This window comes from Nocardia sp. NPDC023733 (assembly GCF_040639775.1).
GTDB classification, from domain to species: Bacteria; Actinomycetota; Actinomycetes; order Mycobacteriales; family Mycobacteriaceae; genus Nocardia; species Nocardia rosealba.
In genome coordinates this window covers 13,593-40,215 of sequence record NZ_JBFAAN010000011.1, presented here as the reverse complement: position 1 = coordinate 40,215, position 26,623 = coordinate 13,593, and the positions used below count along the sequence as shown (strand labels likewise).

The following is a 26,623-nucleotide window of genomic DNA, read 5'->3' as shown; positions in this document are numbered from 1 at the left end:
CCCCGGATCGTGAAATCAGGGGCGCCGCAGGTGTATTCGGTATTCGGTTCGGGCCTCCGGTCCGCGACTGCCGATGGTGTCTCGGAACCGGTCGATGCTCAGACCTCGAGCGCGCCCGCGATCTTGGCGGCCATCGCGGTCACCGCCGGGAGCGGAGCACCCTTGGCGGCGTGAAGGGCCGGCTCGATCGAGATGAGCACGGTGTCACGGAAGTTGGCTGCCTCGGCGGGGTGAGCGGCAAGCGCAGCCATGGCGGCGGTGAGGCTGGGCAGCACGGTGTCGGCAAGGTCGGCGACAGTCTTGCCCGGCAGCCGGATATCACGCGACTTCGCCGACAGGACATGACCGACGAGTCCCGTCGCGGAGGTGAGAGCGATGGTGCCGTGCGAAACAGCCTTGTGCGGAGCGCCCGCGGCAGCGATCAACGCGACGGCCCCGTACGCGGCGGTGCGCAGGGTGGCCTTGTCCTGGTCGGTCAGGGTGCTGGTGGCGTTCATGATGTGCTCCTCGTAATCCGTTGTGGTCCAGCTCCTTCGGAGGAGGACCGCTTTGTTCGATGAACACACTCTGTCGGCCCTCGCTGACACGGACCTGACGCTCAACTGACACCTGCGCTGACGCGCCCGCATCCGGTGACCGATTGCAGCGATGGTGATGTCAGCTTGGCGATGATGGCCGGCGACGTGGTCGTCGAGCTGTGAACAGCGTGACGGCACCGACGTCGGTGATGCTGCACTCGCCGAACGCTTCGCTAAGGGAGGTCTCGAGTTCGCCGCGGTCGTCGTGGCGGTTGTTGAACGCGCCTACTCGGCTGTAAACGGCGGTGAGTGCCCGGCCGAATAACGTGCGTGATGCCTTGTGCCGGCCGAGGATGGTGGAGCCGAACAGTACGCCGTCGTCGGTGAGGACAGCGGCGAGGTGGCTGAATGCCACTCCCTTTACGGTGAAATCGCCTGGTACGCAGTGCAGGACGAAGTTGATTCCGACCGAGTCGTATCCCGTTCCGGCCTCGACCGGGACCGGATTCAGGACACTTCCGCAGACCGACTCCACCACCCGATCGGGCCTGTTGATGCGGCGAGCGGTGAACGACAGTGGAGTCGGATTCAAGTCCATCAGCGTGATGTGCCCCGGGTTGGGCGCGGCAGAGGTATTCGCGAGATACCAACCGCTGCCGGGGCCGATCTCGAGGTGCCGCCTGCCGAGGTTCTGGTTATAGAGCTCGAGCATGACGCCGGAGTCGCATTGCCAGGCAAATCTGTTGCTCAGCCGGATCACCCAGGCGTCGTAGACCGTCAGGAAGGCCCGCGTGTACGGGGCGGCGGCCTCGTGTTCAGGATCAGGTCGAAACAATGTCGGTCCTACTGTCCTAGTGGCTGATTCCGCGCGGTCCTCGGGGCTCAGCAGGGTTCGGCGACTTTGACACCCGCGCAGGCCAATTCCGCGCGGACCAGTTCCAGGAGTCGGCCAATCCAGTTGGCTCCGTCCGAACCCTCCGTCCCCCAGTACGGGGCGTCGAATTCCTGATAGTAGATGGGGCTGTCACCGGTGGCGATGAGCTGCTCAGCCAGTTCGGGGTATCGAGCGAACTTCGCGCGAAGAAGCACGGCCATGACGGCGGCTCGCCTCACCGACCATCCGGAGTGTCGTGTGCCTGACCCGGCAATCTTTTTGGCGTCGAAGGGGCGCTCGGTCTGCCGGATCTGTTCAGCGATGTCCGGTTCTTGCGTGGACAGCGCCCAATACGCGTGCACGACTGTTGGATACAGCTTGCCGGCGTAACTGATCGGCGCGGGAAACTCGTTGCGCAGCACCGAAAGCCCGGCGTCTTCCGGCCAGCCTTGTGGGTACACGACATGGCTCAACGTGATCGGGCCGGATCGGCCACCTTCCGGTTCGTCCGTCACTCGCTGTTTCGCCCACTTGGCTCCGGACTGTTCGCGTTCCATGAAATAGGCGAACGCTGCCTCCCGCATCTTCTCGGTGACGAATTCACCGCCGCCGATCATCGGCTCATCCACGGGCGTGCAGATCACCCGTAGGGGACGGTCCTTGTTGTCCATGTCGCTGAGTGCGTAACGCCGGTCCGACTCCGGGATCTTCAGGTACGCCTCGGCCAGCGCACGGCGGTCGGCCTCGTCGCGGCTGCTCAGGTAATCGGCGATCAGCCGACGACAACGACCGGTCGAATCAGGTCGATCGTTGAGCCGGTCGATCGCGTCGGCGACCTGAACAACGAAGTCGTCCGGGTTGATCCACACCTGCGGATCGAGAAACTGCCAACCGGCCAGGTCGTGCGCCGACGCACGGGCACCCGCCTCGATGGTGGTCGCGATCCACCCGCTCGCGAGTTTGTCGCGCAGCCCGTCGAGATCGACCATGCCCCAGCAGTCGATCGCACCGTCGGCGTAAATCTTCAGGTCGGTGAGGAAATAGCTGCCACCGTTGCGGATGAAGATCGGCCGCCAAGTGCCCTCGATCCGCTGCCCATCGACAACCCGATATGTCCGATTACCCCGACCCATGAGGCTCAGCGTAGTCCGCCCGCACCGGGCCCCAGCCCACCGATGACCCACCCCCACGTTGGGTTGCCTCGGTTTCTGTGCAACTTGTCACACCATGTCTATATTCTCCCAAAGTGGGTAAGGCACACCGATTTCGGAGGACGCGATGGTCGACCAGCTCAACGTGGGCAACACCAAGGAGGGCTTCGACAGGACCGTCGACGGTCTCGGCAAGGTTGCGCGAACCGCGTCGACACGGTTCGTCGGGCAGGTCGGCAGCGTCAAGGAGGCTGCCAGGGGTCGCGTCGAAAAGCTGACCGCCACGAAGGCAGACCCCTACGAAATGGCTGTGGCCGAATACAACGACGTCTTCACCTCCATGGCCGACAGGGGTCTGTCGCTACTGCGTCAGCGTGAACGTTCGACGGATCTGATCGAGCTGGTCGAGCAGTTGGTGAACAGCATCGCCAACACCCCGAAGTCGTTCGACACCGACTTCGACGAGATCGAAGTGCACCGGAAGAGCTTCCTCGATGCTGAGGACTTCGCGCAGAAGGAGCTGGAAGCGGCGCGACTGTCGGCTGCAGGCGCCGGTGCGGGATTCGCTGCGGGAACCGCAGTGGCGGGACTCGCGCCGTCCGCGGCGATCTGGGTTGCCACCACCTTCGGCACAGCGTCGACCGGCACCGCGATCTCGACGCTTTCCGGGGCGGCGGCCAGTCAGGCAGCGCTGGCGTGGCTCGGTGGCGGCGCGCTGGCCGCCGGTGGGGGAGGCACGGCTGCGGGCACCACACTGCTCGCGCTCGCCGGCCCGATCGGCTGGACCATCGCGGGCGCAACCCTGCTCGCGTCGATCGCCCTGTTCGCGAAGAAGAAGTTCGAGAACAGAGAGGCGAAGCAGGAAGCGCTGACAGCTATCAAGCGAAACACCGTCCTCGTCAAAGGCATGGACGCTCAGATCGACGACCTCCTGCAACGGACGACCTTGCTTCGTGAAGGGCTGGTGAAAGGCTACGGAGAATCGCTGGCGCACTTTCGCTCCGATTTCCGCGCGCTCTCGTCCGCCGAACGGATGGAACTCGCCGCCTTGGTGAACAATACGAAGTCGTGCGCTGCCATGCTGAGCCGACGCGTCGAACAGGACGCCGACAGTGAGTGAAACGGCCGAGCTCGTGACGAGTGTCCAGGAGCAGGCCGTCGCTTCCTGGGTGAGCTATCTCAATCAGCTTCGTATCGATAACTTTCTCGGCGCGCTGAACCGGCAGGATGTAAATCTTCGGGACGCGCTAAACAGCGTCGATGAGGCCCTCAGGAAGATCGATCTCGAGGTGGTCGCCGCCAACCGGGGTGGCCGGCACGGGATGCACGGCTTCATCGCCGAGGTCGCGGAGGTCGGCATCGGCAACGCTCGGCAGCAGATCATGGGTCAGGAGCCCATTTATCGGTGGGTGAACGACAACGGACCCGTCGACCTGATGCGCGGCACCGTGGAGATTCAGCAGAAATTCGTCGCGGCAGGCGGTCGCTTCGCACTGGGTGCGATCGCCGAACACCTTCAGAAGTATCCCGACTACGTGCGCAACGGCGGAAAATATCAGATCCCCCGTGATTTCTTCGAGGTGGTGCAGCGGCTGCATTCGTTGTCGCCCGAGGAGGCGAGCCGAGAGCTGTCACGCAGTGGAGAGGGACCGTCGTTCAGAGACTGGCAGCGGGTTCAGTCGTTCTTCCAGGACAGATCGGTCGGCCTCGATTCGCTCGAACCCTCGACGCTCGAATACAGCGAGGTGCAGCGCGATGCCTACACCTCGACTATGGCGGCAGAGAAAGAATCGCTTCTCGCCGCAGACCAGTCCGCACGCGACGTTGCCTACCAGCAGAGCCTGCCCACTCTGCGAGAAGGCGCGACGGCGGGCCTGACCGCCGCCACACTTGCGGGCGGGACCGCGTTCGTGCTGGCCGTGGTCGCCAGGCGCCGAGAAGGCAAGCGGCTCACTGAGTTCAGTGCGCAGGACTGGGCTGATATCGCGGGCGGGGCCGGCATGGGTTTCGGCAAGGGTGGTGTCCGAGGTCTGAGTATCTATGCGCTCACGAATTTCACCGCTACCTCCGCCGCCGTCGCGAGCTCGATAGTCACCGCTTCTTTCGGTATCGCAGAGCAAGCGAACAAGCTGCGTCGCGACGAGATCGACGAACTGGCGTTCATCGAGAACGCCGAGCTCGTGGCCTTGGAAGCCGCTGTGCGCGCGCTGTCGTCGTTCGTCGGCCAGGCGACCATCCCGATTCCGGTTCTCGGAGCTGTCATCGGCACCACGATCGGCACGGTGATGTACAAGGCCGTCGCGTCGTCGCTGTCGAAGCGTGAGGCGGCGCTGATCGAGCGCTACCTCGACGAGCAGCGCGTCCTCGACGAGCAGCTGGCCGCCGAGTACCAGGAGGTACTGGCGCAGCTGGATCGGGGCATGTCGGACTATCTCGGGTTGCTCGAACGGGCCTTCTCGCCCGACATCCAGGTTGCGTTGACCGGATCGATCGAGCTGGCGGTAGAACTCGGCGTGGCTGTGCACGAGATCCTGGATTCCGAGGAGAAGGCTCTCGCCTACTTCCTCGATTGAGAGATACCCCCACACAGAACAGTCCCCGGTAGTCTCCATCGAACCGTGGGTTATCAGTCGTCGCTGACAGCTCCGGAATTCGACTGGCTTGCCGGGGGCTTAGCCGGATCCTGGAAAACAACTCACCGCTGTCGACGGACGTCTCTGTCAGCAGCGTAGCCATTTTCCGGTGCTCCGGTATGTCTCCAGTCTGCTCCGATTTCTCCTGCTGTCAATACTTGTCGCCTGACTATTTCGCCGAAATTCCGAGGTCGGGCGAGGTGTTGGTGCACGGCATTGTGCGGACGGCCGGCGCGGAGGACAGTGGGTATGTCCGGTGGTGTCCACCGGGGGCGCCACTCTTGGAGAAGCAGGAGGTTGCCTGTGTACGCACGTTCGAGCACTATCGCGGCTCAGCCGTCTTCGATCGACAGCGGGATCGCGTACCTCCGTAACAACGTGATGCCGCAGTTGCCCGAGCTCGACGGATGGGTCGGCCTGTCGCTGATGGTGAACAGGGCGACGGGACGTTGCATCGCCACGACCGCGTGGGATTCGGAGGAAGCGCTGCAGTCGAGCCAATCGCGTGCCCAGCCGTTGCGGGACGGTCTGGCCCAGGCGATGAGTGGGCGGCTGGAGAAGATCGATGAATGGGATGTTGCCGTCATGCACCGCGAACATCTGGCAGGCCCGCGCGCGTGCACCCGATGCACCTGGTTGCAGGTGGATCCGGCCGGGATGGACCTGCTGATCGACACATTCAAGAACAGACTGCTGCCTGCGTTCGAGGAGCTCGAAGGGTTCCGCAGCGCCAGCTTGTTCGTCGACCGGGAAACCGGGCGCGCGGTCGGCTCCACCGTCTGGTCGAGTGTCGAGGAGTTGGACAGCAGCCGCGAACACACGGACCGGATGAGGGCCGCGGCCTCGCGCAGCCTGAGCGCCGACGTCCTCGATGTAGCGGAGTTCCGGCTCGGCTTCGCGCACCTGCGCGTACCCGAATTGGTGTGATGCGCTGGGTGATCCGGCCGGGAGGGTGCTTCCGGCCGGATCGGCCGTGCCCGGCGGACACCGAGTCGAGGCGGCCCGGATCACGGCGTTCACCGAGGCAGTGGAGAGCTCGGTCCGCCTGATCTCCGGCCGGGGTGATCGTGTCGGTTTCGTCCAAGACGGGCGTTGGTGCCTCGACTTAGGGTGAGTGCAGTCCGACGCACGATCTTCAGGAGGAATCGCATGACACGCGAGCTGGTTTACACGGGATTCATGTCGCTCGACGGAGTGGTCGATTCGCCCGGTGGCACCGTTGAAGGGCATCGCAGTGGTGGGTGGGTCATGCAGACCGAGTTCGTGCCGGAGGCGTATTCGCTCAAGGGGGAGGAGCTCGCGGAGACCTCGGCGCTGATGTTCGGGCGTCGCAGCTATGAGGCGTTCGCGCCGATCTGGCGGGATTCCGAAGACCACGCCGCGTACAAGGATCTGCCCAAGTATGTGGTGTCCTCGACACTGTCCGAGGACGATCTGATCGACGGCTGGGGTGACATCACGATCCTGCGGACCGTCGCGGACGTGGAGAAGCTGAAGCAGTCCGACGGTGCGGCCATCTTCATCCACGGCAGTGCCGAACTGGCACGGAGTCTCGGTGACGCCGACCTGATCGACCGCTACAACCTGTTGGTCTTCCCGGTCCTGCTCGGCGCGGGCAAGAACCTCTTCAGTCACTCGGACCGACCGAAACAGCAACTGCGGCTGCGGGATTCGGACACCTACCGCAACGGTGTGGCGAAACTCGTCTACGACGTGGTGCGCTGACCGAGCGCGATCGCCCCGCCCGCACCTTCGCGTAATTGCCGCGCTGTGCGCCCGACATAGCGTCGCAGCGCGCGGGCGAGGTGGGGTTCGTCGTAGTACTCGAGCTTGGCCACGACATCGGCCGCCGTCTCACCCGCACTCAGCAGCTGAGCCGCGGTGCGGACGCGTTCGATCTGGCGGACCGCCCCCTGCGTGAGGCCGGTAGAGGTGCGGAATCGGCGTTCGAGTGTCCGCTCACCGACAGCGGGCTGTGCACCACGCAGTGCCTCGACGACCAGTTGGTCGCGACCGACCACCCCCGCCGCGACCAGCCGTCCGACGAGCGCCTCGGCGTCGTCCGGGTGTGGTGTCTCCCAGCGTGCTCCGTCGAGCCAGAAGCCGCGGTCGGTGATGTCCGGCAGCATGACTCCACCGTCTACCAGCGACGATGTCGCGACGGTACGCAACGAGGTGCCGACGGCGAACTGGACACCGAGAAAACTGGCGCCCTCGGGTACCGGCGCCGTTCCCGCCCGGCTCTCCGGCCCCGTCACCGCGGCTCCGCGCACACCGTCCTGGTCCCAGAAGACCAATCCCCACGTCTCGGTCGCCACGGAGGTCATCTCCGCCACGTGCTCGCTACGACAGGTCCATACCGTGGAAATCCACGGCGAATCGGACCCGCGCCCCTCGAACACCAAACCCACACGTCGATGCTAATCGGCCGTGCGACGATCTGGTCCCTGTCCCCGGAGCTGACCGCCGCCGTTGTCGCGGAAAAGTACCGTCCTAGGCATGCACGATCTGACCTACGCACCCGCAGGCTCGACCTGCCCCGCCGAGCGCATGTGGGCCGAAGGTCCCGACGGGTTTCAGCGATTCGAGACCTGCGTGGTGATCGGGGACGGTGAGCAGGTGTGGGAAGCGGCGAGGCAGGCGGTGTTGTGCTGGGGTGTGAAGCGGCGCAGTGGGTTTCGGGTCGTCCCGGATGGGACCGTCGCTGCCGGCGCGGAGTATCGGGTGAGCGTGGGCTGGGGGCCGCTGTCGGTCCATGAACCCGTGCGGGTGGTGGCGGTGGTCGATACCGAGGACAGGTGTGGGTTCGCTTATGGCACCCTGCCGGGGCATCCGGTGTGTGGTGAGGAGGCGTTCGTGGTGCATCGACGACCTGACGGGACCGTGGAATTCACACTGAGGTCGCTCACCCGACCCGCGCCGACCGGATTCTGGCGGACGATCTTTCCGATCCTGCTCGTCGCCCAGCGCCACTACCGCCGCCGCTATCTGCGTGCACTGCTGCGCTGACCGCGTCGACGTGCGTTGTTGACGCGGCGACACCAGCCCACACGTCGATGCTGAACAACAGCGGTGACACCGCCAGCAGAGCCGCAGATTTTCGCTGGTGCAGCAGCGAACGGCCGTGCGACGATCTGGTCTATGCCCGGGGAGCTGACCGCCGAAGCCATTGTCGAAGAATGGAAGTCGCGACTGATCACGCTCACGCGCACGCCGGAGTATGTCTTCGTCGACACACCACAAGAGTTGATCGACCAGCATCGGGCACGGCTCACCACCTTCGAGGGCTGTACCGACGCCGAGCTCGAGGCTGTCGAGAAGCGGATCGGCGGGCGGTTCCCTGAGGTGTTTCGTCAGTACCTGCTGCAAATGGGTGAGGCGTGCGGTGACCTCTTCCGGGGGAGCGATCGCGGGGGTATCCGATGCTTCGATCGGCTGTGTGACGACGCACGGGAGATCGTCGAAGACGTGGGCGGCAGGTGGACACTACCGCCCGACGCCGCCATCGTTCTCACCCATCAGGGCTATACGTTCGATTACGTGCGTGCAATCGGGGGATTCGACGGACCGGTTCTGCGATGGACGGATGGAAGTCCCGACGAGGACATTCAGATCGCGGCCACGTTCGCCCACTATGTCGACGCACAGCTCCGCCTGAGTGAGCGCAACAACCGCACAGCCCGTGAGCGAGGTGGCTACTACCTCGTTCTTTATCCAAGTGGCGGACAGCGCTTTTACTCAGCGCGAAACTCAGCTCGAACCTTGTCGGCCGCCGAGAATCAGCGATGACTTTCGGACGGCCATCTCCAGGGCGGCCGTTCATCCCGGCGAGACCACGACGCCGCCGACCGTGAGCCGGGCAATCACGCCGAATTCCGAACGCGGCATGCGTGTTTCAAATCTGTGCGCGAAAGGTGATTCGCATATCGATCGCGGATCTGAACCAAAGAATGGATTGGTCAATCGGCGCAGATGTGAAATAGATCACAAAGATTGATTTAATACCTTTCGGCTATTACTAATAGCCCGGTCGACATTCGCTTGGTCCAGCTTTGGGGGGCAAAAGGTCGAGAGGGAGTAGTCAATGTTCATGCGTTCAACCCGCAACATTCTCCTCGGTGCACTGCCCGTAGTTGTGGCGGTCGCCTTCGCCGGTAGCGGCGTCGCGTCGGCGGACGCCGCCGCCGACCAGCAGGCTCGGTCGGCCACCGTGCTGGCCGTCCCGGGGGACAACTTCGCGACGGCTGTTGCCGAGTTTTCGTTCGGATCCGCCGTCCCGGCCGGCGCAGTGATTTCGCAGGATGCCGAGCCTTCGATTCCGCAGGCCGCCGAGCTTTCGGACGAAGGCTTGGTTTCGGAGGTGGCAGCTCCCGCGATTTCCGAGGCAACCGCCCCCGTTGTTTCGGACGTGATCGAGAACCAGGTGGAAGAAGTCGCAACCAATCCGAAGGCCGAGAACTCCGACCCGGTGGTCAACGGTGCTCTCGCCGGTGCTGGTCTCGGTGCGCTGGCCACGCTGGTCAACTGCATCCCGTCCGCGATCGTCTTGGGTGTGGGCTACCCGATCTGCCTCCTCCTCGGTGTGCTTCCCCACGCGGCCATCGGTGCCATCATCGGTGGCGTTGTGGGCCATGTGAATCCGGAGGTCGTTCCGCAGGTCCTGCCCTGAGAAGGTAGGTCGGTAGCTGCCCCTGCTTCGGGACTCCCGGTGCCGCTGTGGTGAAAAGCCCAGTCGCACCGGGGGTTTCGCTGCGGGGATACTGATGTGGTGCTCGGAGCGGAAGAGTTCGATCTCGTAATGGCTGTCATTCGTCGCGACATCGACGAGGTGCGACGCGCTCACGAGGCCGGCGTCGACCTGGCGAGCGCCACCGCGCCGGGAGGCACTCTTTCCGGCTGGGCCGCGGAGTGGGGCAGACCCGAGATCCTCGCGTACCTGCTGGCCGAGAGAATCGAGGTGGAGCCGAAGGCTCTTTCGAAGGCCGCGGACAAGGGGCATACCGAGACGGTGAGGCTACTGCTCGACCATGGCATGAATCCGGATCTTCCGACCGAGTGGCCGCCGCTGTGCGCAGCAGCCTACGGCGGTTCACTCGAGTGCATCCGAGCTCTCTTGCAGGCCGGAGCGCGGGTCGATGTTCGGATGGGCCCGCAGGCAGGCCTCGCGAGCGGAAAAACCCCTCGGGAGCTCGCCGCAATGCGTCCTACAGAAGGCACGGCGGAGATACTCCGGCTGCTCGAACAGTGAACTGCGGCGTACCGCCACCGGCCGGACCGGCGACGCCGTCGCCCGAGGTCCCCTCCCAACTCGAGGCTGCCGCGCCCGAGCGAGCAGGGGCGGTGGTTCATGCAACGCGGACGGTGGGTCTCGGAAACCTCATGGAGTACCTCGACCGCCGCACCGGCCTGTGGCTGAAGGTGAGCCACTTGGTCACCGTGCAGGACGCCGAGACGTTTCTCGCACGCGCCGGGTTCTAGACACGCGCGGAGCCCACTCGGCGCCGTCCGATCAGCCGCGATCTGACCCGAAGGCCAGGAATGTGTGCGCGAGAGGGGACTTGAACCCCTACGTCCGTGGACACCAGAACCTAAATCTGGCGCGTCTGCCAATTTCGCCACTCGCGCTGGATGTGTACGACCGTCCAAACTCTACCGGGCGAATCGGGCTCTCCCAAGCGTTGGGGCGGCGTGGCGTACTGGTGGGTAACACGACCTGGGATTATAACGATTCGATAAAGGTCAATATGAGGGGCACTCATGTTTTGCAAACGGACAGTAGGGCCTCACCTGCGCGTTCAAACATGAGGCGGGGTCATGTTTCAGAATAAACTTGTACGGTCGTACGGAAATACTGGGTGGTAGCTGCCGTGGGGGCGGGAAACGTGAGGCTTTCCTCATGATTTTGTGCGATCGTGGCTTCTAACAGGCCCGAGGGGCTGCCGGATACGTGTGCGTGCCGTCGGTGGGCGGAGCGCCAGGAGAAGGAAGTCGAGCGACTTGACGATCAACGAGAGCACCGAGATGGGCACGGGGTCGACCGCGAAAGCCGAAGGTCGTGGCCGGGCAACGGGTGTCCGGGTGTCGCTGCTCGAGCAGTTGCGCGGTGGCGCGGGATACGCGTTGGCCTTCGGTGGGCAGGGCGCGCAGTGGTTGCGTGAGCTCGAGGAGATCGGGCGCGACAGCGCGCTGGAATCCGAACTGACGGCGCTGGTCGGCGAGGCCGCGGCGCTGGTCGATCCGGTTGCCACCCAGTTGCTGATGGTTCGTCCCGGCGGGTTCGACCCCATGGGCTGGGTGCTCGAGAGCGAACTCGACGAGCCGGAGGAGCCGTCCTCGGCGCCGGCCGACGCGGTACTGCGGTCGGCGGCCGTATCGATGCCCGGCGTGCTGCTCACCCAGCTCGCGGCGATTCGCGCGCTGCGGCTGCAGGGTCTCGACCCGGCCGAGCACGCGCCGGTCGCCGTCATCGGGCACTCCCAGGGGCTCTTCGCCGCCGAAGCGGTGCGGGCCGGTGGCGCGCGCGACGCGGAGCTGCTGGCGATTGCCCAGCTCGTCGGTGCGGCCGCCGGTCTGATCGCGCGCAGGCGCGGGCTGATGCCGGTGGGGGAGCGCTCGCCGATGGTGGCGGTGTCGAATGTCGATCCGGAGCAGTTGCGCGCGATCGTCGCCGAGGTGGGCGAAGGGGTCGACCCGGCGCAGGCCGCGGTGGTGTCGATCCGCAACGGGCGCAGGCGGGTCGTGCTGTCGGGCGCGCCCGCGCAGATCGACCGGGTGCGGGCGCGCTGCGCGCAGCTGCACGAGGAACAGAACCGTGAGCGCGAAGCGAAGATCCGTGGTGGCGCGGTGTTCTCGCCCGTCTTCGAAGACGTGACCGTCGATGTCGCCTTCCATCATCCGGCACTGGCCGAGACCGTCGACGTGGTCGCGGGCTGGGCCCGTCAGTGCGAGCTCGACGTAGACCTCGCCGCCTCCCTCGCCCAGCAGATCCTGGTCGACCCGATCGACTGGGTCGCCATCGTCGACTCCGCCGTCGAGGCGGGCACCCAGTGGATCCTCGACCTCGGCCCCGGCGACCTGCTCTCGCGCCTCACCGGTGGTTCGCTCAAGGGCACCGGTGTCGGTGTCGTCGCGGCGGCCACGCGCGCGGGTCAGCGCAGCCTGCTCACCCCGGGTGCGGCGCCCGAACCGTCGGTGCCGTGGTCGGCGTTCGCGCCCAAGCCGGTACGCCTGCCCAACGGCCGCATCGTCGTGGAGACCGCGTTCACCCGCCTCACCGGCCGTTCACCGATCCTGCTCGCCGGCATGACGCCGACCACTGTCGACGCGAAAATCGTTGCGGCGGCGGCCAATGCGGGGCACTGGGCGGAGCTGGCCGGTGGTGGACAGGTCACCGAACAGATCTTCGCCGACCGGATGACCGAACTGCGTCAGCTGCTGCAGCCGGGCCGCGCGGTGCAGTTCAACTCGCTGTTCCTCGACCCGTACCTGTGGAAGCTGCAGCTCGGCGGCAAGCGGCTCGTGCAGAAGGCGCGCGCGGCCGGTGCGCCGCTGGACGGCGTGATCGTCACCGCGGGTATCCCCGAACTCGACGAAGCCGTCGCGCTGATCGCCGAGCTCACCGAGGTGGGTATCAGCCACGTCGCCTTCAAGCCGGGCACCGTCGCCCAGATCCGGGCGGTGCTGCGGATCGCCGACGAGGTGCCGGACTACCCGGTGATCATGCACATCGAAGGTGGCAAGGCGGGCGGGCACCACTCCTGGGAAGACCTGGACGACCTGCTGCTGGCCACCTACGCCGAGTTGCGCGCCCGCGCCAACGTGGTCGTCTGCGTCGGCGGCGGCATCGGCACCCCCGAGCGCGCCACCGACTACCTCACGGGTACCTGGGCCAGCAACCACGGCTACCCCGTGATGCCGCTCGACGGCGTGCTGGTCGGCACCGCGGCCATGGCCACCCTCGAGGCAACCACCGCCCCCGAGGTGAAGCAGCTGCTCGTCGACACCCCTGGCACCCCCGACTGGGTCGGCGCGGGCACCGCGAGCGGCGGCATGGCCTCGGGCCGTAGCCAGCTCGGTGCCGACATCCACGAGATCGACAACGCCGCCTCGCGCACCGGCCGCCTGCTCGACGAGGTCGCCGGTGACGCCGACGCCGTGGCCGCGCGCCGCGACGAGATCATCGCCGCGCTCGACGCCACCGCCAAGCCGTACTTCGGCGACGTGGCGACCATGACCTACCAGCAGTGGCTGGAACGCTATGTCTCCTTGGCCGTTTCCAGCGATGTTCCGATCTCCTTCGATTGCGGCAGCGATATCGGTGACGCCATTCGCGACGCCACGCGCTCGGACTGGCTCGACATCAGCTGGCGCGACCGGTTCGCGGAGATGATGCGCCGCACCGAGGCCCGGCTGCACCCGGCCGACCGCGGCGAGATCGAAACCCTCTTCGCCGACGACGCCGACTTCGAGCACCCCGTGCAGGCGCTGTGCGCGCTGAAGAAGCAGTACCCGGCCGTCGCCGAGACCGTGCTGCATCCGGCCGACGTGCCGTTCTTCGTGTCGCTGTGCAAGACGCCGGGCAAGCCGGTGAACTTCGTGCCCGTCATCGACGCCGATGTGCGCCGCTGGTGGCGCTCGGATTCGCTGTGGCAGGCCCATGACCCGCGCTACTCGGCCGACCAGGTGTGCGTCATCCCCGGCACCGTCGCCGTCGCGGGTATCACCCGGGTCGACGAGCCGGTGGGCGAACTGCTCGACCGCTTCGAGCAGGACGCCGCGTTCAGCCTGGTCCGCTCGGGTGTCACCCCGGCGCCGGTGGACGCGCGCCGGGTGGCCGGTGTGGTCGCGGGCCCGATCGACACGGTGCTGGCGGCCCCCGATGTGCAGTGGGCCGGGCGCACCACCGTCAACCCGGTGCATCGCCTCGGCGCGCTGTCGGAGTGGGTGGTCGAGCAGGGCAGCGCGGTGCATACCGGCACCGGTGCCACCCTGACCGAAACGACCGGCCCGGAAGCCGAATTCAGCTACGTCGAGCTGGTTGTTCCGCTGCTCGGCAAGGACGCTGTGCGGATCCGGATCACCGTCCCGACGAGCGTGTACTCCGGCGGGGCGCCGGTCATCACCGAAGCCGATGCCGAAACCGCCATGTCCGCCCTGCTCGGCGTGGCCGCCGGTGCATCGCTGCCCGACGTGAAATCCGGTGTGGCACATCTGAACCTGGCCTGGCAACCGGATCTGATCGCCGACCACGCGGGCGTCACCGGCTCGGGTCTGCCCGAGACGCTCAGCACCCTCGGCCGCACCGCACCCGACGTGCTCGTCGGCGCCTGCTGGCCCGCAGTCTTCGCGGTGCTCGGCGCGGCCCGCACGCCCGCCGGCGGTTCGGTGATCGAGGGCATGCTCGACCTGGTCCACCTGGATCACCAGATCGAACTGCTCGCCGAACTGCCCTCGGAGACAGCGATTCTCGTCGTCCGCGCCGACGGCGGCGAAGTGGTCGACACCGATATGGGCCGCGTGGTCGAGGTGGCCGTGAGCATCGGCGTCATCCTCGATCAGGGCCTCGACGCCACCCCGCTGGCCCGATTGGTCGAACGGTTCGCCATCCGTGGCCGCAACGGCGCCGGTGAACTCACCGACCCGCCGCGGGCCGCCGGGTCCGTGTCCGGCGCGGCCACCGACACCCCGCGTCGCCGCCGTCGCGATGTGAGCATGGCCGCGCCGCGCGCCATGCACGCCTTCGCCGCCGTCTCGGGCGACCACAACCCGATCCACACCAGTGAGGCCGCCGCCAAGCTGGCCGGCCTCGGCAGCCCGATCGTGCACGGCATGTGGCTCTCGGCCGCCGCCCAGCACGCCGTGGTGGCGGTGGATCCCGAAAGCTCCGTTCCCGCACGCACTCTCACGGCATGGACCACCCGGTTCCTCGGCATGGTGCGCCCCGGCGCGACCGTGGACGTGCGGGTGGAGCGGATCGCGGTGGACGCGGGCGCCGAGATCGTCGAGGTCTCCTGCCGCGTCGAGGGTGACCTGGTCATGACCGCGACCGGGCGCACCGCCGCCCCGAAGACCGTGTACGCCTTCCCCGGGCAGGGCATCCAGCGCAAGGGGATGGGCCTGGACGCACTGACCCGCTCGAAGGCGGCCAAGCAGGTGTGGGAGCGTGCCGACGCGCACACCCGCGAAGCACTCGGTTTCTCGATCCTGGCGGTGGTGCGCGACAACCCCACCTACCTCAAGGCGCGCGGTGTCGAACACCGTCACCCCGACGGTGTGCTGCACCTGACCCAGTTCACCCAGGTCGCCATGGCGACCCTCGGTGTCGCCCAGGTCGCCGAGCTGCGCGAGGCCGGTGCCTTCGTCGAAGGCGCCATGCTGGCCGGGCACTCGGTCGGTGAGTACAACGCACTCGCCGCCGTGGCCGGTGTGCTGCCGCTGGAAGCCGTGCTCGAGGTGGTGTTCCAGCGCGGTTCGGCCATGCACGAGCTGGTCCCGCGTGACGCGCAGGGCCGCAGCGACTACCGGATGGCCGCCATCCGCCCGTCGCAGATCGGCCTGCCCGACGACGAGGTCATCGACTTCGTCACCGGCATCGGCGAAGCGACCGGCGAGTTCCTCGAGGTCGTGAACCTGAACCTGCGCGGCTCGCAGTACGCCATTGCGGGCACCGTGGCCGGGCTCGAGGCACTGGAGACCGAGATCGACCGTCGCCGCGCCGAGTTCGGTGGCAAGCGGGCGTTCATCCTGGTCCCCGGTATCGACGTGCCGTTCCACTCCTCGGTGCTGCGCGACGGCGTGCCGGAGTTCCGGCACAAGCTCGAGCAGCTGCTGCCCACCGAGGTGCACCCGGAGGTGCTCGTCGGGCGCTACATCCCGAACCTGGTGCCGCGGCCGTTCTCGCTGGAGCGTGAATTCCTTACCGAGATTGCCGAACTCGTGCCGTCGGAGCCGCTGCAAGCGGTGCTCGCCGACTTCGACAGCTGGGCCGAACGCGACGCCGAGCTGTGCCGCGTGGTGCTGATCGAGCTGCTGGCCTGGCAGTTCGCCAGCCCGGTCCGCTGGATCGAGACCCAGGACCTGCTGTTCACCGACACCGCCCATGGTGGTCTCGGCGTGGAGCGTTTCGTCGAGATCGGTCTCGGTGCCACTCCGACCGTGGCGAACCTGGCGAGCCAGACGCTGAAGCTGCCCGCGTTCGGTGGGGCGACGGTCGAGGTGGTCAATGTCGAGCGCGACGCCGCGGTCGTCTACTCCACCGACACCGATCCCGCGCCCGTCGAGGACGACATCGAGGAGACCCCGGTCGCCGAAACCCCCGCCGCCGCAGCCGCTCCCGTGGCCGCCGCACCGGTGGCGACCGGCGGACCGCGCCCCGACGACATCGCCTTCACCGCCGCCGATGCCACCCGCGTGCTCATCGCGCTGTGGACCAAGCTGCGCCTGGATCAGATCGGCCCGGTCGACACCATCGAGGGCCTCTGCGACGGTGTGTCCTCGCGCCGCAACCAGCTGCTGGTCGACCTCGGCGCGGAGCTCTCGCTCGGTGCCATCGACGGTGCCGCCGACGCCGACATGGGCGCGCTCGCGGCCACCGTCGAACGCCTGGCCCGCACCTACAAGCCGTTCGGCACCGTGCTCACCGACGCCATCGGCGACCACCTGCGCAAGGTCTTCGGGCCGTCGGGCAAGCGGCCCGCCGCCATCGCCGACCGGGTCAAGAAGGTCTGGGAACTCGGTGACGGCTGGGCCAGCCACGTCACCGCCGAGGTCTCGCTCGGCACCCGCGAAGGTGCCAGCGTGCGCGGCGGGGACCTCGGCGGACTCGTCGGTGGCGCCCTCACCGACGCTGCCTCCGTCGATGCCGCCATCGACGCGGCCGTGCAGGCCGTCGCCGCCCGGCGCGGGGTCGCGGTCTCGCTGCCCTCGGCCGGTGGCGCGTCGGGCGGCACCGTCGACGCGGCCGCGCTGGGTGAGTTCACCGAGCAGATCACCGGTCGCGACGGCGTGCTCGCCACGGCGGCTCGCGTGGTGCTCGAGCAGCTCGGCCTCAGCGAGCAGGTGAGCGCACCCGAAGCCACCCCCGATACCCTCGTCGACCTGGTGTCGGCCGAACTGGGTTCGGATTGGCCGCGTCTGGTCGCTCCCGCGTTCGACGCTCGCAAGGCCGTCCTCATCGACGACCGCTGGGCCACCGCCCGCGAGGATCTCGCCAAGATGTGGCTCGGCAACGACGCCGAGACCGCCCAGCTGTCGATCGACGGCTACTACGGTGCCGGGGAAGCGGTTGCCGCACAGGCGAACTGGTGGCGTCAGCGGGCCATGTACGAGGCCCGCTCGGTGCTGGCCGGGGTGTACGCGCAGATCGCGCAGGTCGCCCTCGACACCAGCGAACCGGGGCTGTGGTCCGACGACGTCGCCGTGATCACCGGTGCCAGCAAGGGTTCCATCGCCGCCGCCGTCACCGGCAAGCTGCTCGCCGGCGGTGCCACCGTGGTGGTGACCACCTCGAGCCTGAACGACGAACGGCTGCGGTTCTACCGTTCGCTGTATCGCGACAACGCCCGCCACGGCGCGGCGCTGTGGGTCGTCCCCGCGAACATGGCCTCCTACCAGGATCTGGACGCGCTCATCGAGTGGGTCGGGTCCGAGCAGGTCGACAACGCCGGTGGCGCCAAGATCAAGGTCAAGGACGCCATGACTCCGACGCTGCTGCTGCCGTTCGCGGCGCCGCGCGTCGCGGGTGATCTCGCCGACGTCGGTGCGCGTGCCGAGATGGAGATGCGCGTGCTGCTGTGGTCGGTGGAGCGGCTGATCGGCGGCTTGTCCGCCCTCGGCGCCGATCATGACGTCGACGCGAAACTGCATGTGGTGCTTCCGGGTTCGCCCAACCGTGGCCTCTTCGGTGGCGACGGTGCCTACGGCGAGTCCAAGGCCGCGCTCGACGCCGTGGTCGCCAAGTGGCGGGCCGAGAAGTCGTGGGCCGCACGGGTCACCCTGGTGCACGCGCTGATCGGCTGGGTGCGCGGCACCGGGCTGATGGGGCACAACGACCCGATGGTCGAGGCCGTCGAGGCGGCGGGCGTGCACACCTGGTCGACCACCGAGATGGCCGACGAACTGCTGAAGTGGTGCACCTCACGGGCCCGTCAGGTGACGGTCACCGGCCCGCAGCAGATCGACCTCACCGGCGGCCTGGCCCGCGCCAAGCTCGACCTGCCCGCGCTGGCCAAGCAGGCACAGGAAGCCGCGGCCGCGGCCGAGGAGGAAGCGGCCACCGCCGCGACCATCGCCGCGCTGCCCGCACCGCCGACCATGAGCTCGGCGCTGCCGGTGCCCGAATGGGGCGAGGTGACCGCCGATCTCAGCGAGATGGTCGTCATCGTCGGCGCGGGCGAGCTCGGCCCGTACGGCTCCGCGCGCACGCGTTTCGAGATGGAGGTCGAGGACGAGCTGTCGGCCGCGGGCGTGCTCGAGCTGGCCTGGACCACCGGTCTGATCCGCTGGGAGAACGAGCCGAAGCCGGGCTGGTACGACACCGAATCCGGGGACTTCGTGCCCGAGGAAGAGGTGGCCGAGCGCTACCACGACACCGTCGTGGAACGCTGCGGTGTGCGCCGCTACGAAGACGACGGCGCCATGCTCGACAACGCCGCCCCGCTGCTCACCTCGGTGTTCCTCGACCAGGACCTGTCGTTCACGGTGGCGAGCGAGGCCGAGGCCCGCGCGTTCCACACGGCCGATCCCGAGCACACGGTGATCACCCCGGTCGCCGACTCCAGCGACTGGACCGTCACCCGCAAGGCGGGCACCGAGATCCGGGTCCCGCGCAAGGCGAAGCTGTCGCGCGTGGTCGGCGGTCAGATACCCACCGGCTGGGACCCGACCATCTGGGGCATCTCCGCCGACATGGCGGCCTCGATCGACCGGGTGGCGCTCTGGAACATCGTCTGCACCGTCGACGCGTTCGTCTCGGCGGGCTTCAGCCCCGACGAGCTGATGAGCTGGGTGCACCCGAGCCTGGTGGCCAACACCCAGGGCACCGGCATGGGCGGCATGTCGTCGATGCGCTCGCTCTACGTCGACAACCTGCTCGGCGAGCCGCGCCCGAACGACATCCTGCAGGAGGCACTGCCCAACGTCGCACTCGCGCACGTGGTGCAGTCCTACGTCGGCAGCTACGGCGCGATGGTGCACCCGGTCGCGGCGTGCGCCACGGCGGCGGTGTCGGTGGAGGAGGGCGTCGACAAGATCCGGCTCGGCAAGGCCGAGGTCGTGGTCGCCGGTGGTTACGACGATCTCGGTATCGAGGGCATCGTCGGCTTCGGTGACATGTCGGCCACCGCCGACTCGGCGGCCATGCGCGCCAAGGGCATCAGCGACCGGTACTTCTCCCGCGCCAACGACCGCCGTCGCGGCGGCTTCGTCGAATCCCAGGGTGGCGGCACCGTGCTGCTGGCCCGCGGTGACGTGGCCGTCGAGATGGGCCTGCCGGTGCTTGGCGTACTCGCCTTCGCGCAGTCGTTCGCCGACGGCGTGCACACCTCCATCCCGGCACCGGGTCTCGGTGCGCTGGGTGCGGGGCGTGGCGGCAGCGGTTCGCGGCTGGCCGCCGAGTTGCGCAAACTCGGCGTCACCCCGGACGACATCGCGGTGATCTCCAAGCACGACACCTCCACCGCCGCCAACGATCCCAACGAGTCCGAGCTGCACGAGCGGCTCGCGGGCGCACTGGGCCGCAGCGAGGGCGCACCGCTGTTCGTGGTGTCGCAGAAGAGCCTCACCGGCCACGCCAAGGGCGGCGCGGCGGCCTTCCAGCTCATCGGCCTGTGCCAGGTGCTGGAAAACGGTGTGGTGCCGCCGAACCGGAGCCTGGACTGTGTCGACGAGAAGATGCAGGCCTATCCGCATCTGGTGTGGGCTCGCGAACCGCTGCGCTTCGGCGAGAAGTTCGCGCTCAAGGCGGGTCTGGTGACCTCGCTCGGCTTCGGACACGTGTCGGGTCTGCTCGCGGTGGTGCATCCGCAGGCCTTCCTCGCCGCGATCGAACCGGGCGCGCGGGCGGAGTACCAGGAGCGGGCGCAGGCGCGTCAGCTGGCGGGCAGGCAGCGTTTCGCCGAGGCCATGTGCGGCGGCGCGGCACTGTACGAGAAGCCGGCCGATCGTCGCCTCGGCGCCGACGGCACCCCGGCCAAGCAGGTCCGGCAGCTCGAGGCCGACATGCTGCTCTCGCCGACGGCGCGCCTCGACCAGGGGCTGTACCGGGCCAACGGAATCGGTTGCGAGACCGGGCTGCTCGGTTCCGCCCCGCAACCCAGCGAAGCGTCGTAGGCTGCCGCTTCGTGACGATTCTCGGTATCGGCTTGGACCTGGTCACCATTTCCGAGTTCGCCGAACAGCTGCAGCGGCCCGGGTCGGCCATGCTCAGGGAGACGTTCACCGCCGGTGAACGCCGCTACTGCCAGAGCAAGCAGACCGACCCGGCCCGCAGCTTCGCCGCCCGCTGGGCCGCGAAGGAGGCGGTGCTCAAAGCCTGGGCGTCGTCGCGTTTCGCGCGCAGCCCGCAGATCGGGGACAACCCGTATCCGCTGATCGAAGTGGTCAACGACGCGTGGGGCAGGCCGAGTATCAAACTGCACGGCCTGGCCGCGGAATTCTTGCCGCGCGTGCGCGTGCACCTGTCGCTGACCCACGACGGCGACACTGCCGCGGCCATGGTGGTTCTCGAAGATCCAGGTGAACTAGCCGACCTCATCGAAGGACGGGTAGGAAACTCCTAGCGCCGCAGACGTTCCGGGCCCGGGTCGAGGTCACTCCTCCGACCCGGGTCCTTTCGCGTGCCTGGACTCTTTTTCGGCGACCAGCAGGTACGCCACCATCAGCCGCTTGAGTTCGGCGACGGCATCGGCGTTGGACTGCTCGTCCTGCACCGAGAAGTTGAGCATCGAATAGACGACGTGCACCAGCACCTCGGCCATCATCGTGCGCCGGGCGCGGGGAGTGCGCGGGGTGAGCGGCCGCAGCATCTGCGACACGACCTCGGCGAACTCCTTCTCGTGCAACGCGCCGGTCGCCCGGGTGGACGGGGTGGACTGCATCGCCAGCCACACCTCGCGCCGCGACGGATCGGTGGTCCACAGATTCGCCAGGTGATCGACGAACTGGTTCATGTGCCGCAACCAGTCCAGCGACGGCACCTCGCCGTGGAAATCGGCCAGCTCGCGCGAAACCGCGACGAGGTCTTGCCGATTCAGCTCACAGACGATCACGTACTTGTTGGCGAAGAACTGATAGAGCGTGCCGATCGGCACCTCGGCGCGCTGGGCGACCTCTTCACAGGTGAACGATTCGAAACCCACCTCGACCAGCAGTTCTCGCGAAGCCTGCAGCAATGCGTCGAACTTGCGCTTGCTGCGCTCCTGGGTGGGCCGCTTGCGCGGCATCAATTCCTGTGGATCGTCCTGCAATTCCAGCGCGGGGTCCGGGCGGTGCTGCTTGGACCGGGCCTGCGCATGTACTTCCACCCATCCAGGCTAGCGCTAGAGGGACCTATACGACATCCGCATACCCGAAGCGTGTCAGGAACCGGTGTGATTCCCACCCATCCGACCCGTGACCGGTGACGAATCATCAGATGAGCGTGCGTGCATCCGCACGCTGATTCGCGGTTCGTACCGCACCGCGTCGCACAGGGGCATCGTTTCGCTACAGGGGAAGGCAAGACTGGTGGCAGCAGTATCAGTGGTAACCCTCGGCGTGAGCACCGAGCGTGGAGCCGTGCACGCGGTCGCGCTCGCCGAGACGGGCAGCACCCTCACCGATCGGATGGTGCTGCGGCGCACCGTCCGTACCGCCGGTGACAGCAGACCGGAGACGGCCGAAGCGGTACGGGTGGCCCTCGACGCCCTCGCCTCCGAACTCGGCGACGACTACGAGATCGCCGGTGCGGCAGTCGGATACCGCGACGCCGCCGATCGCCGCGCCATCGTCACCCATCTGGCGACCACGCCGTGGAGCTCGGCGTCGCTGGTGTCGGCCAAGTCGGCGCACCTGTTCGTCGGTGGCGTGATGACCTGGCTCGACGAATTCGACACCCTGCTCGTCTACGAGGCGGTGCCGGGCTACCAGGCGATGACCCTGCTCGATCCGGGCAGGCACCGCGTGCTCGCCGCGTGCTCGCAGACCGGCCCGTCCACGCCCGAGGCGCTGCGTGCCGGGGTGGCGGCGGCGGGCGACCAGCTGGATGCGGCATCGGTGCGGCCCGGCGCGGTGGTGCTCATCGGCTCGTCGGCCGACGCGCCCGCCGTGCGCGAGGCAGCCGCGGGCTTCGGGGTGCCGGTGCTGCCGTGCCGGCTGGCCGGCTACGCGCCCGCGGCCGGTGCCGCACTGGTCGCGCTCGGTGACACGAAGGTGGTGCCGATCACCGGGCCCGCGCGGTCCCGCCGCGGCACCGCGGTGGCCGCCGCGGCGGCGAGTGTGCTGGCGGGCGGGCTGGTGGTCGGTGGTTCCTACGCGCTGATGGACGGTGGCGCGCCGACGGTCGACAACACCGCCGCGTCCTCGGAACCCGGTGCCGCCCCCGCACATCCGGCCCCCGCTGTCCAGGAGGCCGCCGACACCGGATCCGCCGGTGGGCTCGGAGGTGGCAGCGGCCTCGCGGTCGACCCGACACCGCCGACCGACGTCTGGCCCTACGAGAAGGTGTCACCGAACCCGCAACTGGTGAACCCCGGGGTGTTCCCGCTCGACTACCCGACTCAGCTCTACGGCGACGCGGGCGAGGACGAGCCGCTTCCGCTGGAACCGGTACAGCCGATCGCCCCGGAGATCCCGGTCGCCGCGCAGACGGTGCCGGGCACCGGTATCCCGCTCAGCATGCAACCCGCCCAGGCGATGACGCCGCCGGGCGGGATGTCACAGTCGGCCGACTGATACGGCACACGGGCCGCGCGAGATGATCGCGCGGCCCGTGCCGTTTCCGCTCAGGAACTGGTGCGGCGCTGGAACATCCACCGCGCGGCCAGATACCCGGCCACCGCGATGCCGCCGCACCACAGCACCGCGAGCAAGCCGCTGTCACCGATGGGCGTGCCCATCAGCAGCCCGCGCATCGTCTCGATCACCGGCGTCACCGGCTGGTTCTCGGCGAAGGTGTGCAACCAGGTCGGCATGGTCGAGGTCGGCACGAACGCACTGCTCACATACGGCAGGAACATGAAGAAGAACGTGAACCCGTTGGCCGCCTCCGGGTTGCGGGCCACCATTCCCAGCGCCGCCGACAACCACGACAGCGCGAACACGAACATCGCGAGCACGCCTGCCACGCCGAGCCAGCGCACCGGATCGGTGGTCGGCCGGAAGCCGAGCACCACGGCCACGCCGATCACGACGGCCGAGGTGACCAGGTTGCGCAGCACGCTCTCCACGACATGTCCGGTGAGGACCGCCGAGCGGGCGATCGCCATGGCCCGGAACCGGTCGACGATGCCCTCGGCCAGATCGGTCGACAGCGCCACCGCCGTGGTCGATGCCCCGAATCCCGCACACAGCAGTATGATTCCGGGCACCACATAGTCGATGTAGGCGCCGTCGACCCGCATCGCGCCGCCGAAGACGTAGACGAACATCAGCAGGATCATCACCGGCAGGGCGATGGTCATGATCATGGTGTCCGGGCTGCGCAGGGTGTGGCGGATATTGCGGTCGAGCATGGTGACCGAATCCTGCACGGTGGTCAGGGCGCTCATGCCGCCACCGCCGTCCGGCCGGTCAACGCGAAGAACACATCGTCGAGGTCGGGTGTGTGCACGGTGAGCTGCTCGATGGCGATGCCGAGTTCGGCGAACCGGTCGAGCAGCAGTTTGATCTCCACTGCGCTGCCCGTCGAGGACACCTGCATGCTCAGTTGTTCGGGGTCGACCTGTGCGCTCGGCACCGCCTTCGCCGCCGCGGTGAGCAGGGTGTGATCGGCGAACCGGAACCGCAGGTGTCCGCCGGGGACGAGCCGCTTGAGTTCCTCCGGGGTGCCGTCGGCGACGATGCGCCCGCCGTCGAGGACGGCGATGCGGTCGGCGAGCTGGTCGGCCTCCTCCAGGTATTGCGTGGTGAGGAAGACGGTGGTGCCCTCGGCGGCGAGTTCGCGGATGGCGTTCCACAGATCACGGCGGCTGCGTGGGTCGAGGCCGGTGGTCGGCTCGTCGAGGAAGACCAGCCGCGGGCGGCCCATCAGGCTCATGGCCAGGTCGAGTCGGCGTCGCATGCCGCCCGAATAGGTGTCGACCGGCTTGGCCGCGGCGTCGACGAGATCGAACCGGTCGAGCAATGCGGCACTGCGGCGGGCGATTTCAGGCTTGTCCAGATGCAGCAACTTGCCGGTGAGGCGCAGGTTCTCGTGGCCGGTGAGCACTCCGTCGACGGCCGCGAACTGGCCCGTGACGCCGATCAGCGCGCGCACGTCGTCGGCCTCGGTGACCGGGTCGTGGCCGAGGACGCGCAGTTCGCCGCGATCCGGCCGGGTGAGGGTGGCGAGGATGCGGACCAGGGTGGTCTTGCCTGCGCCGTTGGGGCCGAGCAGGGCGAAGACGGTGCCCGCACGGACCTCGAGGTCGAGGTCGTCGAGGACGACGTGGGTGCCGAATGACTTGTGCAGCTGCCGCACCGAGAGTGCGGGTGGTTCGGGTGTCATGGTGTTTTCTCCGATCGATGCCACTGTTTATGGCCTATATTGTTTATAGGCTAAACAGTTGTCGGGCACAAGTGGGCCGCCGGTTACAGTCGTGGCAGAGCGAAGGAGGCGGACGAGTCGATGACGACCGGCGAAGCGGCGTTACCCAGAGCGGTGGAACTGATGTGGGGGCTGGCCCAGCCGGCCGGTCGCGGACCGAAACGGGCGCTCACCATCGACCAGATCATCGATGCCGCGATCGAGGTCGCCGACGCGGAAGGCGTCGCCGCGCTGTCGATGAGCAGGGTGGCCAAGCAGCTCGGCTTCACCGCCATGTCGCTGTACCGCTATGTCGACAGCAAGGACACCTTGCTCGACCTGCTGATGGATCGCGTGGTCGGCGCGCCACCGGACATCCCCGCCGGAACCTCCTGGCGCGCAGGTCTCGAACAATGGGCTTTCGCCGAGTTCGACCGGATCGGCAGGCATCCGTGGTGGATCGACATTCCGCTGGCCCGGCCGCCGATGGGCCCGAACAACATGGCTTGGCTCGAGGTGGCGCTCGGCACGCTCGCCGGGACCGACGTGCCGGAGCCGGCGAAGCTGCAACTGGTGATGAACGTGTCGGTCTACGTCATCGGCAAACGCCGCATGCTGCGCGATCTGCAGACCGTCGAAGGTGCCGATTTCGCCTCGGTGATGGCGCGCGTGCTCGACCCGCGGCGGTTCCCCGCGGTGACGGCGGCCATGTCGGGCGCGGCGTTCGACGGCGACGAAGACGAGATCGACATCGACTGGGCCCGAGCCGATTTCGAATTCGGGCTGGCGCGGATGCTCGACGGTTTCGAGGTGTTCATCCGCACCTTCGCCGAGTAGCTACACCGACAGGTCGCGGCGCAGTTTGGCCACGTGGCCGGTGGCGCGCACGTTGTACTGGGCCACCTCGATCTTGCCGTCGGCGTCGACGAGGAAGGTCGAGCGGATGACGCCGGTGACGGTCTTGCCGTACATCTTCTTCTCGCCGAACGCGCCCCACTGCTGCAGGACGGTGCGCTCGGGGTCGGACAGCAGCGGGAAGGTGAGGCCCTCGGCGTCGCGGAACTTGGCCAGTTTGGCCGGCTTGTCCGGGGAGATGCCGAGGACGGTGATCCCGGCCTCGTTCAGCTCGGCGAGATTGTCGCGGAAATCGCAGGCCTGCTTGGTGCAGCCGGGGGTCGAGGCGGCCGGGTAGAAGTAGACGATCACCTTGCGGCCACGGTAGTCCGACAGTGACACGTCCTTGCCGTCGGCGTCGGGCAGCGTGAAATCGGGTGCGGTGTCTCCGGGGGAGAGGCGATGGTTGTCGGTCACCACCGCACGGTAACCGACCGGGTCCGCTGACGGCATGGATAGACTCGGGCGAGCACAGACACATACCTGGAGGTGACGGTGGCCAAGGACGACACCGACCGGATCGAACGCGAGATCGAGATCGCGCGCGCCCGGTTGGCGACCACGCTCGACGAACTGGCGGTGCGCGCCGATCCGCAGCGGATCGCCGACGACACGAAGGCGATCGTGGTCGCCAAGTTCAACGAGCCCAAGGTCAAATACACGCTGATCGGCGCGGGTGCCCTCGTAGCGGGCCTGGTCCTGGTCAAACTCTTCCGCCGCTGAGCGGTCCACAAACAAGAACACCCGATGCGGCACAAGCCACATCGGGTGTTTCTGTATTCAAACGCACCCACAACTCCCCGACCCTTAGGGAGGGGACGCCGCGAAGCGGCGGTCGGCGGCCGTCCCGTCGA

21 protein-coding genes and 1 tRNA gene are annotated in these 26,623 nt (G+C 67.6%); 13 read left to right on the top strand and 9 right to left on the bottom strand.

All coding sequences use genetic code 11. From position 1 onward, the window contains the following. Positions 1-98 precede the first annotated feature (98 nt). The 3 genes from AB0F86_RS28265 to AB0F86_RS28255 all read right to left on the bottom strand — a co-directional run bounded on the left by AB0F86_RS28265 (position 99) and on the right by AB0F86_RS28255 (position 2,381). On the bottom strand, positions 99-497 hold the full coding sequence (locus tag AB0F86_RS28265; protein ID WP_356987021.1) for a hypothetical protein: 399 nt from the start codon (positions 495-497) through the stop codon (positions 99-101). Between the two features lie 160 nt (positions 498-657). Beyond that, complete coding sequence (locus AB0F86_RS28260) at positions 658-1,278, bottom strand: class I SAM-dependent methyltransferase (protein ID WP_356987019.1); 621 nt, start codon at positions 1,276-1,278, stop codon at positions 658-660. Positions 1,279-1,400: 122 nt separating this feature from the next. Continuing rightward, positions 1,401-2,381 (bottom strand): NADAR family protein, encoded by a 981-nt coding sequence (locus tag AB0F86_RS28255; protein ID WP_356987017.1) that lies wholly within the window; start codon positions 2,379-2,381, stop codon positions 1,401-1,403. Between the two features lie 289 nt (positions 2,382-2,670). On the opposite strand from AB0F86_RS28255, the gene AB0F86_RS28250 reads away from it, so the two are divergent. The 4 genes from AB0F86_RS28250 (at position 2,671) to AB0F86_RS28235 (ending at position 6,901) form a co-directional block, all read left to right on the top strand. Then, positions 2,671-3,663: a hypothetical protein gene (locus tag AB0F86_RS28250; RefSeq protein WP_356987015.1), complete on the top strand. Its 993-nt coding sequence runs from the start codon at positions 2,671-2,673 to the stop codon at positions 3,661-3,663. Continuing rightward, entirely contained in the window at positions 3,656-5,116 is a 1,461-nt protein-coding gene (locus AB0F86_RS28245; protein WP_356987014.1) for a hypothetical protein, read from the top strand. The genes AB0F86_RS28250 and AB0F86_RS28245 overlap by 8 nt, the downstream gene beginning before the upstream one ends. 309 nt (positions 5,117-5,425) lie before the next feature. Next, a complete protein-coding gene (locus AB0F86_RS28240) occupies positions 5,426-6,103 on the top strand; it encodes a hypothetical protein (protein ID WP_255675150.1) in 678 nt (225 codons plus the stop codon). 222 nt (positions 6,104-6,325) lie between these two features. Continuing rightward, a complete protein-coding gene (locus tag AB0F86_RS28235) occupies positions 6,326-6,901 on the top strand; it encodes a dihydrofolate reductase family protein (RefSeq protein ID WP_356987012.1) in 576 nt (191 codons plus the stop codon). Here AB0F86_RS28235 and AB0F86_RS28230 read toward each other — a convergent pair. Next, positions 6,883-7,503: a helix-turn-helix domain-containing protein gene (locus tag AB0F86_RS28230; protein WP_356987010.1), complete on the bottom strand. Its 621-nt coding sequence runs from the start codon at positions 7,501-7,503 to the stop codon at positions 6,883-6,885. The genes AB0F86_RS28235 and AB0F86_RS28230 overlap by 19 nt on opposite strands. A gap of 172 nt (positions 7,504-7,675) precedes the next feature. On the opposite strand from AB0F86_RS28230, the gene AB0F86_RS28225 reads away from it, so the two are divergent. From AB0F86_RS28225 to AB0F86_RS28210, 4 genes are all read left to right on the top strand, one after another. Then, positions 7,676-8,185, top strand: coding sequence for a DUF1990 domain-containing protein (locus AB0F86_RS28225; RefSeq protein ID WP_356987008.1), 510 nt, complete (start codon positions 7,676-7,678; stop codon positions 8,183-8,185). A gap of 132 nt (positions 8,186-8,317) precedes the next feature. Then, positions 8,318-8,965, top strand: a complete 648-nt coding sequence (locus tag AB0F86_RS28220; RefSeq protein ID WP_356987006.1) for an SMI1/KNR4 family protein — start codon at positions 8,318-8,320, stop codon at positions 8,963-8,965. A 295-nt stretch (positions 8,966-9,260) separates the two neighbouring features. Then, the gene (locus AB0F86_RS28215; RefSeq protein ID WP_356987004.1) at positions 9,261-9,845 is read left to right on the top strand and encodes a hypothetical protein; all 585 of its coding nucleotides are present in this window, start codon (positions 9,261-9,263) and stop codon (positions 9,843-9,845) included. A 99-nt stretch (positions 9,846-9,944) separates the two neighbouring features. After that, complete coding sequence (locus tag AB0F86_RS28210; protein WP_356987002.1) at positions 9,945-10,424, top strand: ankyrin repeat domain-containing protein; 480 nt, start codon at positions 9,945-9,947, stop codon at positions 10,422-10,424. Between the two features lie 295 nt (positions 10,425-10,719). Here the strand turns inward: AB0F86_RS28210 and AB0F86_RS28205 are convergent. Further along, positions 10,720-10,801: transfer RNA gene (locus AB0F86_RS28205), tRNA-Leu, on the bottom strand. A 396-nt stretch (positions 10,802-11,197) separates the two neighbouring features. On the opposite strand from AB0F86_RS28205, the gene AB0F86_RS28200 reads away from it, so the two are divergent. Further along, entirely contained in the window at positions 11,198-20,503 is a 9,306-nt protein-coding gene (locus AB0F86_RS28200; protein ID WP_356987139.1) for a fatty acid synthase subunit beta domain-containing protein, read from the top strand. 11 nt (positions 20,504-20,514) lie between these two features. After that, positions 20,515-20,952, top strand: coding sequence for a holo-ACP synthase (locus tag AB0F86_RS28195; protein WP_067486057.1), 438 nt, complete (start codon positions 20,515-20,517; stop codon positions 20,950-20,952). A 30-nt stretch (positions 20,953-20,982) separates the two neighbouring features. Here the strand turns inward: AB0F86_RS28195 and AB0F86_RS28190 are convergent, their stop codons facing one another. Continuing rightward, positions 20,983-21,615: a TetR/AcrR family transcriptional regulator gene (locus tag AB0F86_RS28190; protein WP_084457458.1), complete on the bottom strand. Its 633-nt coding sequence runs from the start codon at positions 21,613-21,615 to the stop codon at positions 20,983-20,985. A gap of 283 nt (positions 21,616-21,898) precedes the next feature. Here AB0F86_RS28190 and AB0F86_RS28185 point away from each other — a divergent pair, with 283 nt between their 5' ends. Further along, a complete protein-coding gene (locus AB0F86_RS28185; RefSeq protein ID WP_356987000.1) occupies positions 21,899-23,104 on the top strand; it encodes a hypothetical protein in 1,206 nt (401 codons plus the stop codon). A gap of 50 nt (positions 23,105-23,154) precedes the next feature. Here the strand turns inward: AB0F86_RS28185 and AB0F86_RS28180 are convergent, their stop codons facing one another. Continuing rightward, on the bottom strand, positions 23,155-23,919 hold the full coding sequence (locus AB0F86_RS28180) for an ABC transporter permease (RefSeq protein WP_225280950.1): 765 nt from the start codon (positions 23,917-23,919) through the stop codon (positions 23,155-23,157). Then, complete coding sequence (locus AB0F86_RS28175) at positions 23,916-24,857, bottom strand: ATP-binding cassette domain-containing protein (protein ID WP_356986999.1); 942 nt, start codon at positions 24,855-24,857, stop codon at positions 23,916-23,918. Before AB0F86_RS28175 ends, AB0F86_RS28180 begins: the two co-directional genes overlap by 4 nt. A gap of 120 nt (positions 24,858-24,977) precedes the next feature. Here AB0F86_RS28175 and AB0F86_RS28170 point away from each other — a divergent pair, with 120 nt between their 5' ends. Continuing rightward, positions 24,978-25,712 (top strand): TetR/AcrR family transcriptional regulator, encoded by a 735-nt coding sequence (locus AB0F86_RS28170; protein ID WP_255495188.1) that lies wholly within the window; start codon positions 24,978-24,980, stop codon positions 25,710-25,712. On the opposite strand, the gene bcp is transcribed toward AB0F86_RS28170, so the two are convergent. Then, positions 25,713-26,186: a thioredoxin-dependent thiol peroxidase gene (gene bcp, locus AB0F86_RS28165; RefSeq protein WP_225280953.1), complete on the bottom strand. Its 474-nt coding sequence runs from the start codon at positions 26,184-26,186 to the stop codon at positions 25,713-25,715. A gap of 78 nt (positions 26,187-26,264) precedes the next feature. Between bcp and AB0F86_RS28160 the strand changes: the two genes are divergently transcribed. Then, entirely contained in the window at positions 26,265-26,492 is a 228-nt protein-coding gene (locus tag AB0F86_RS28160) for a DUF3618 domain-containing protein (protein ID WP_067984714.1), read from the top strand. Positions 26,493-26,623: the final 131 nt, after the last annotated feature.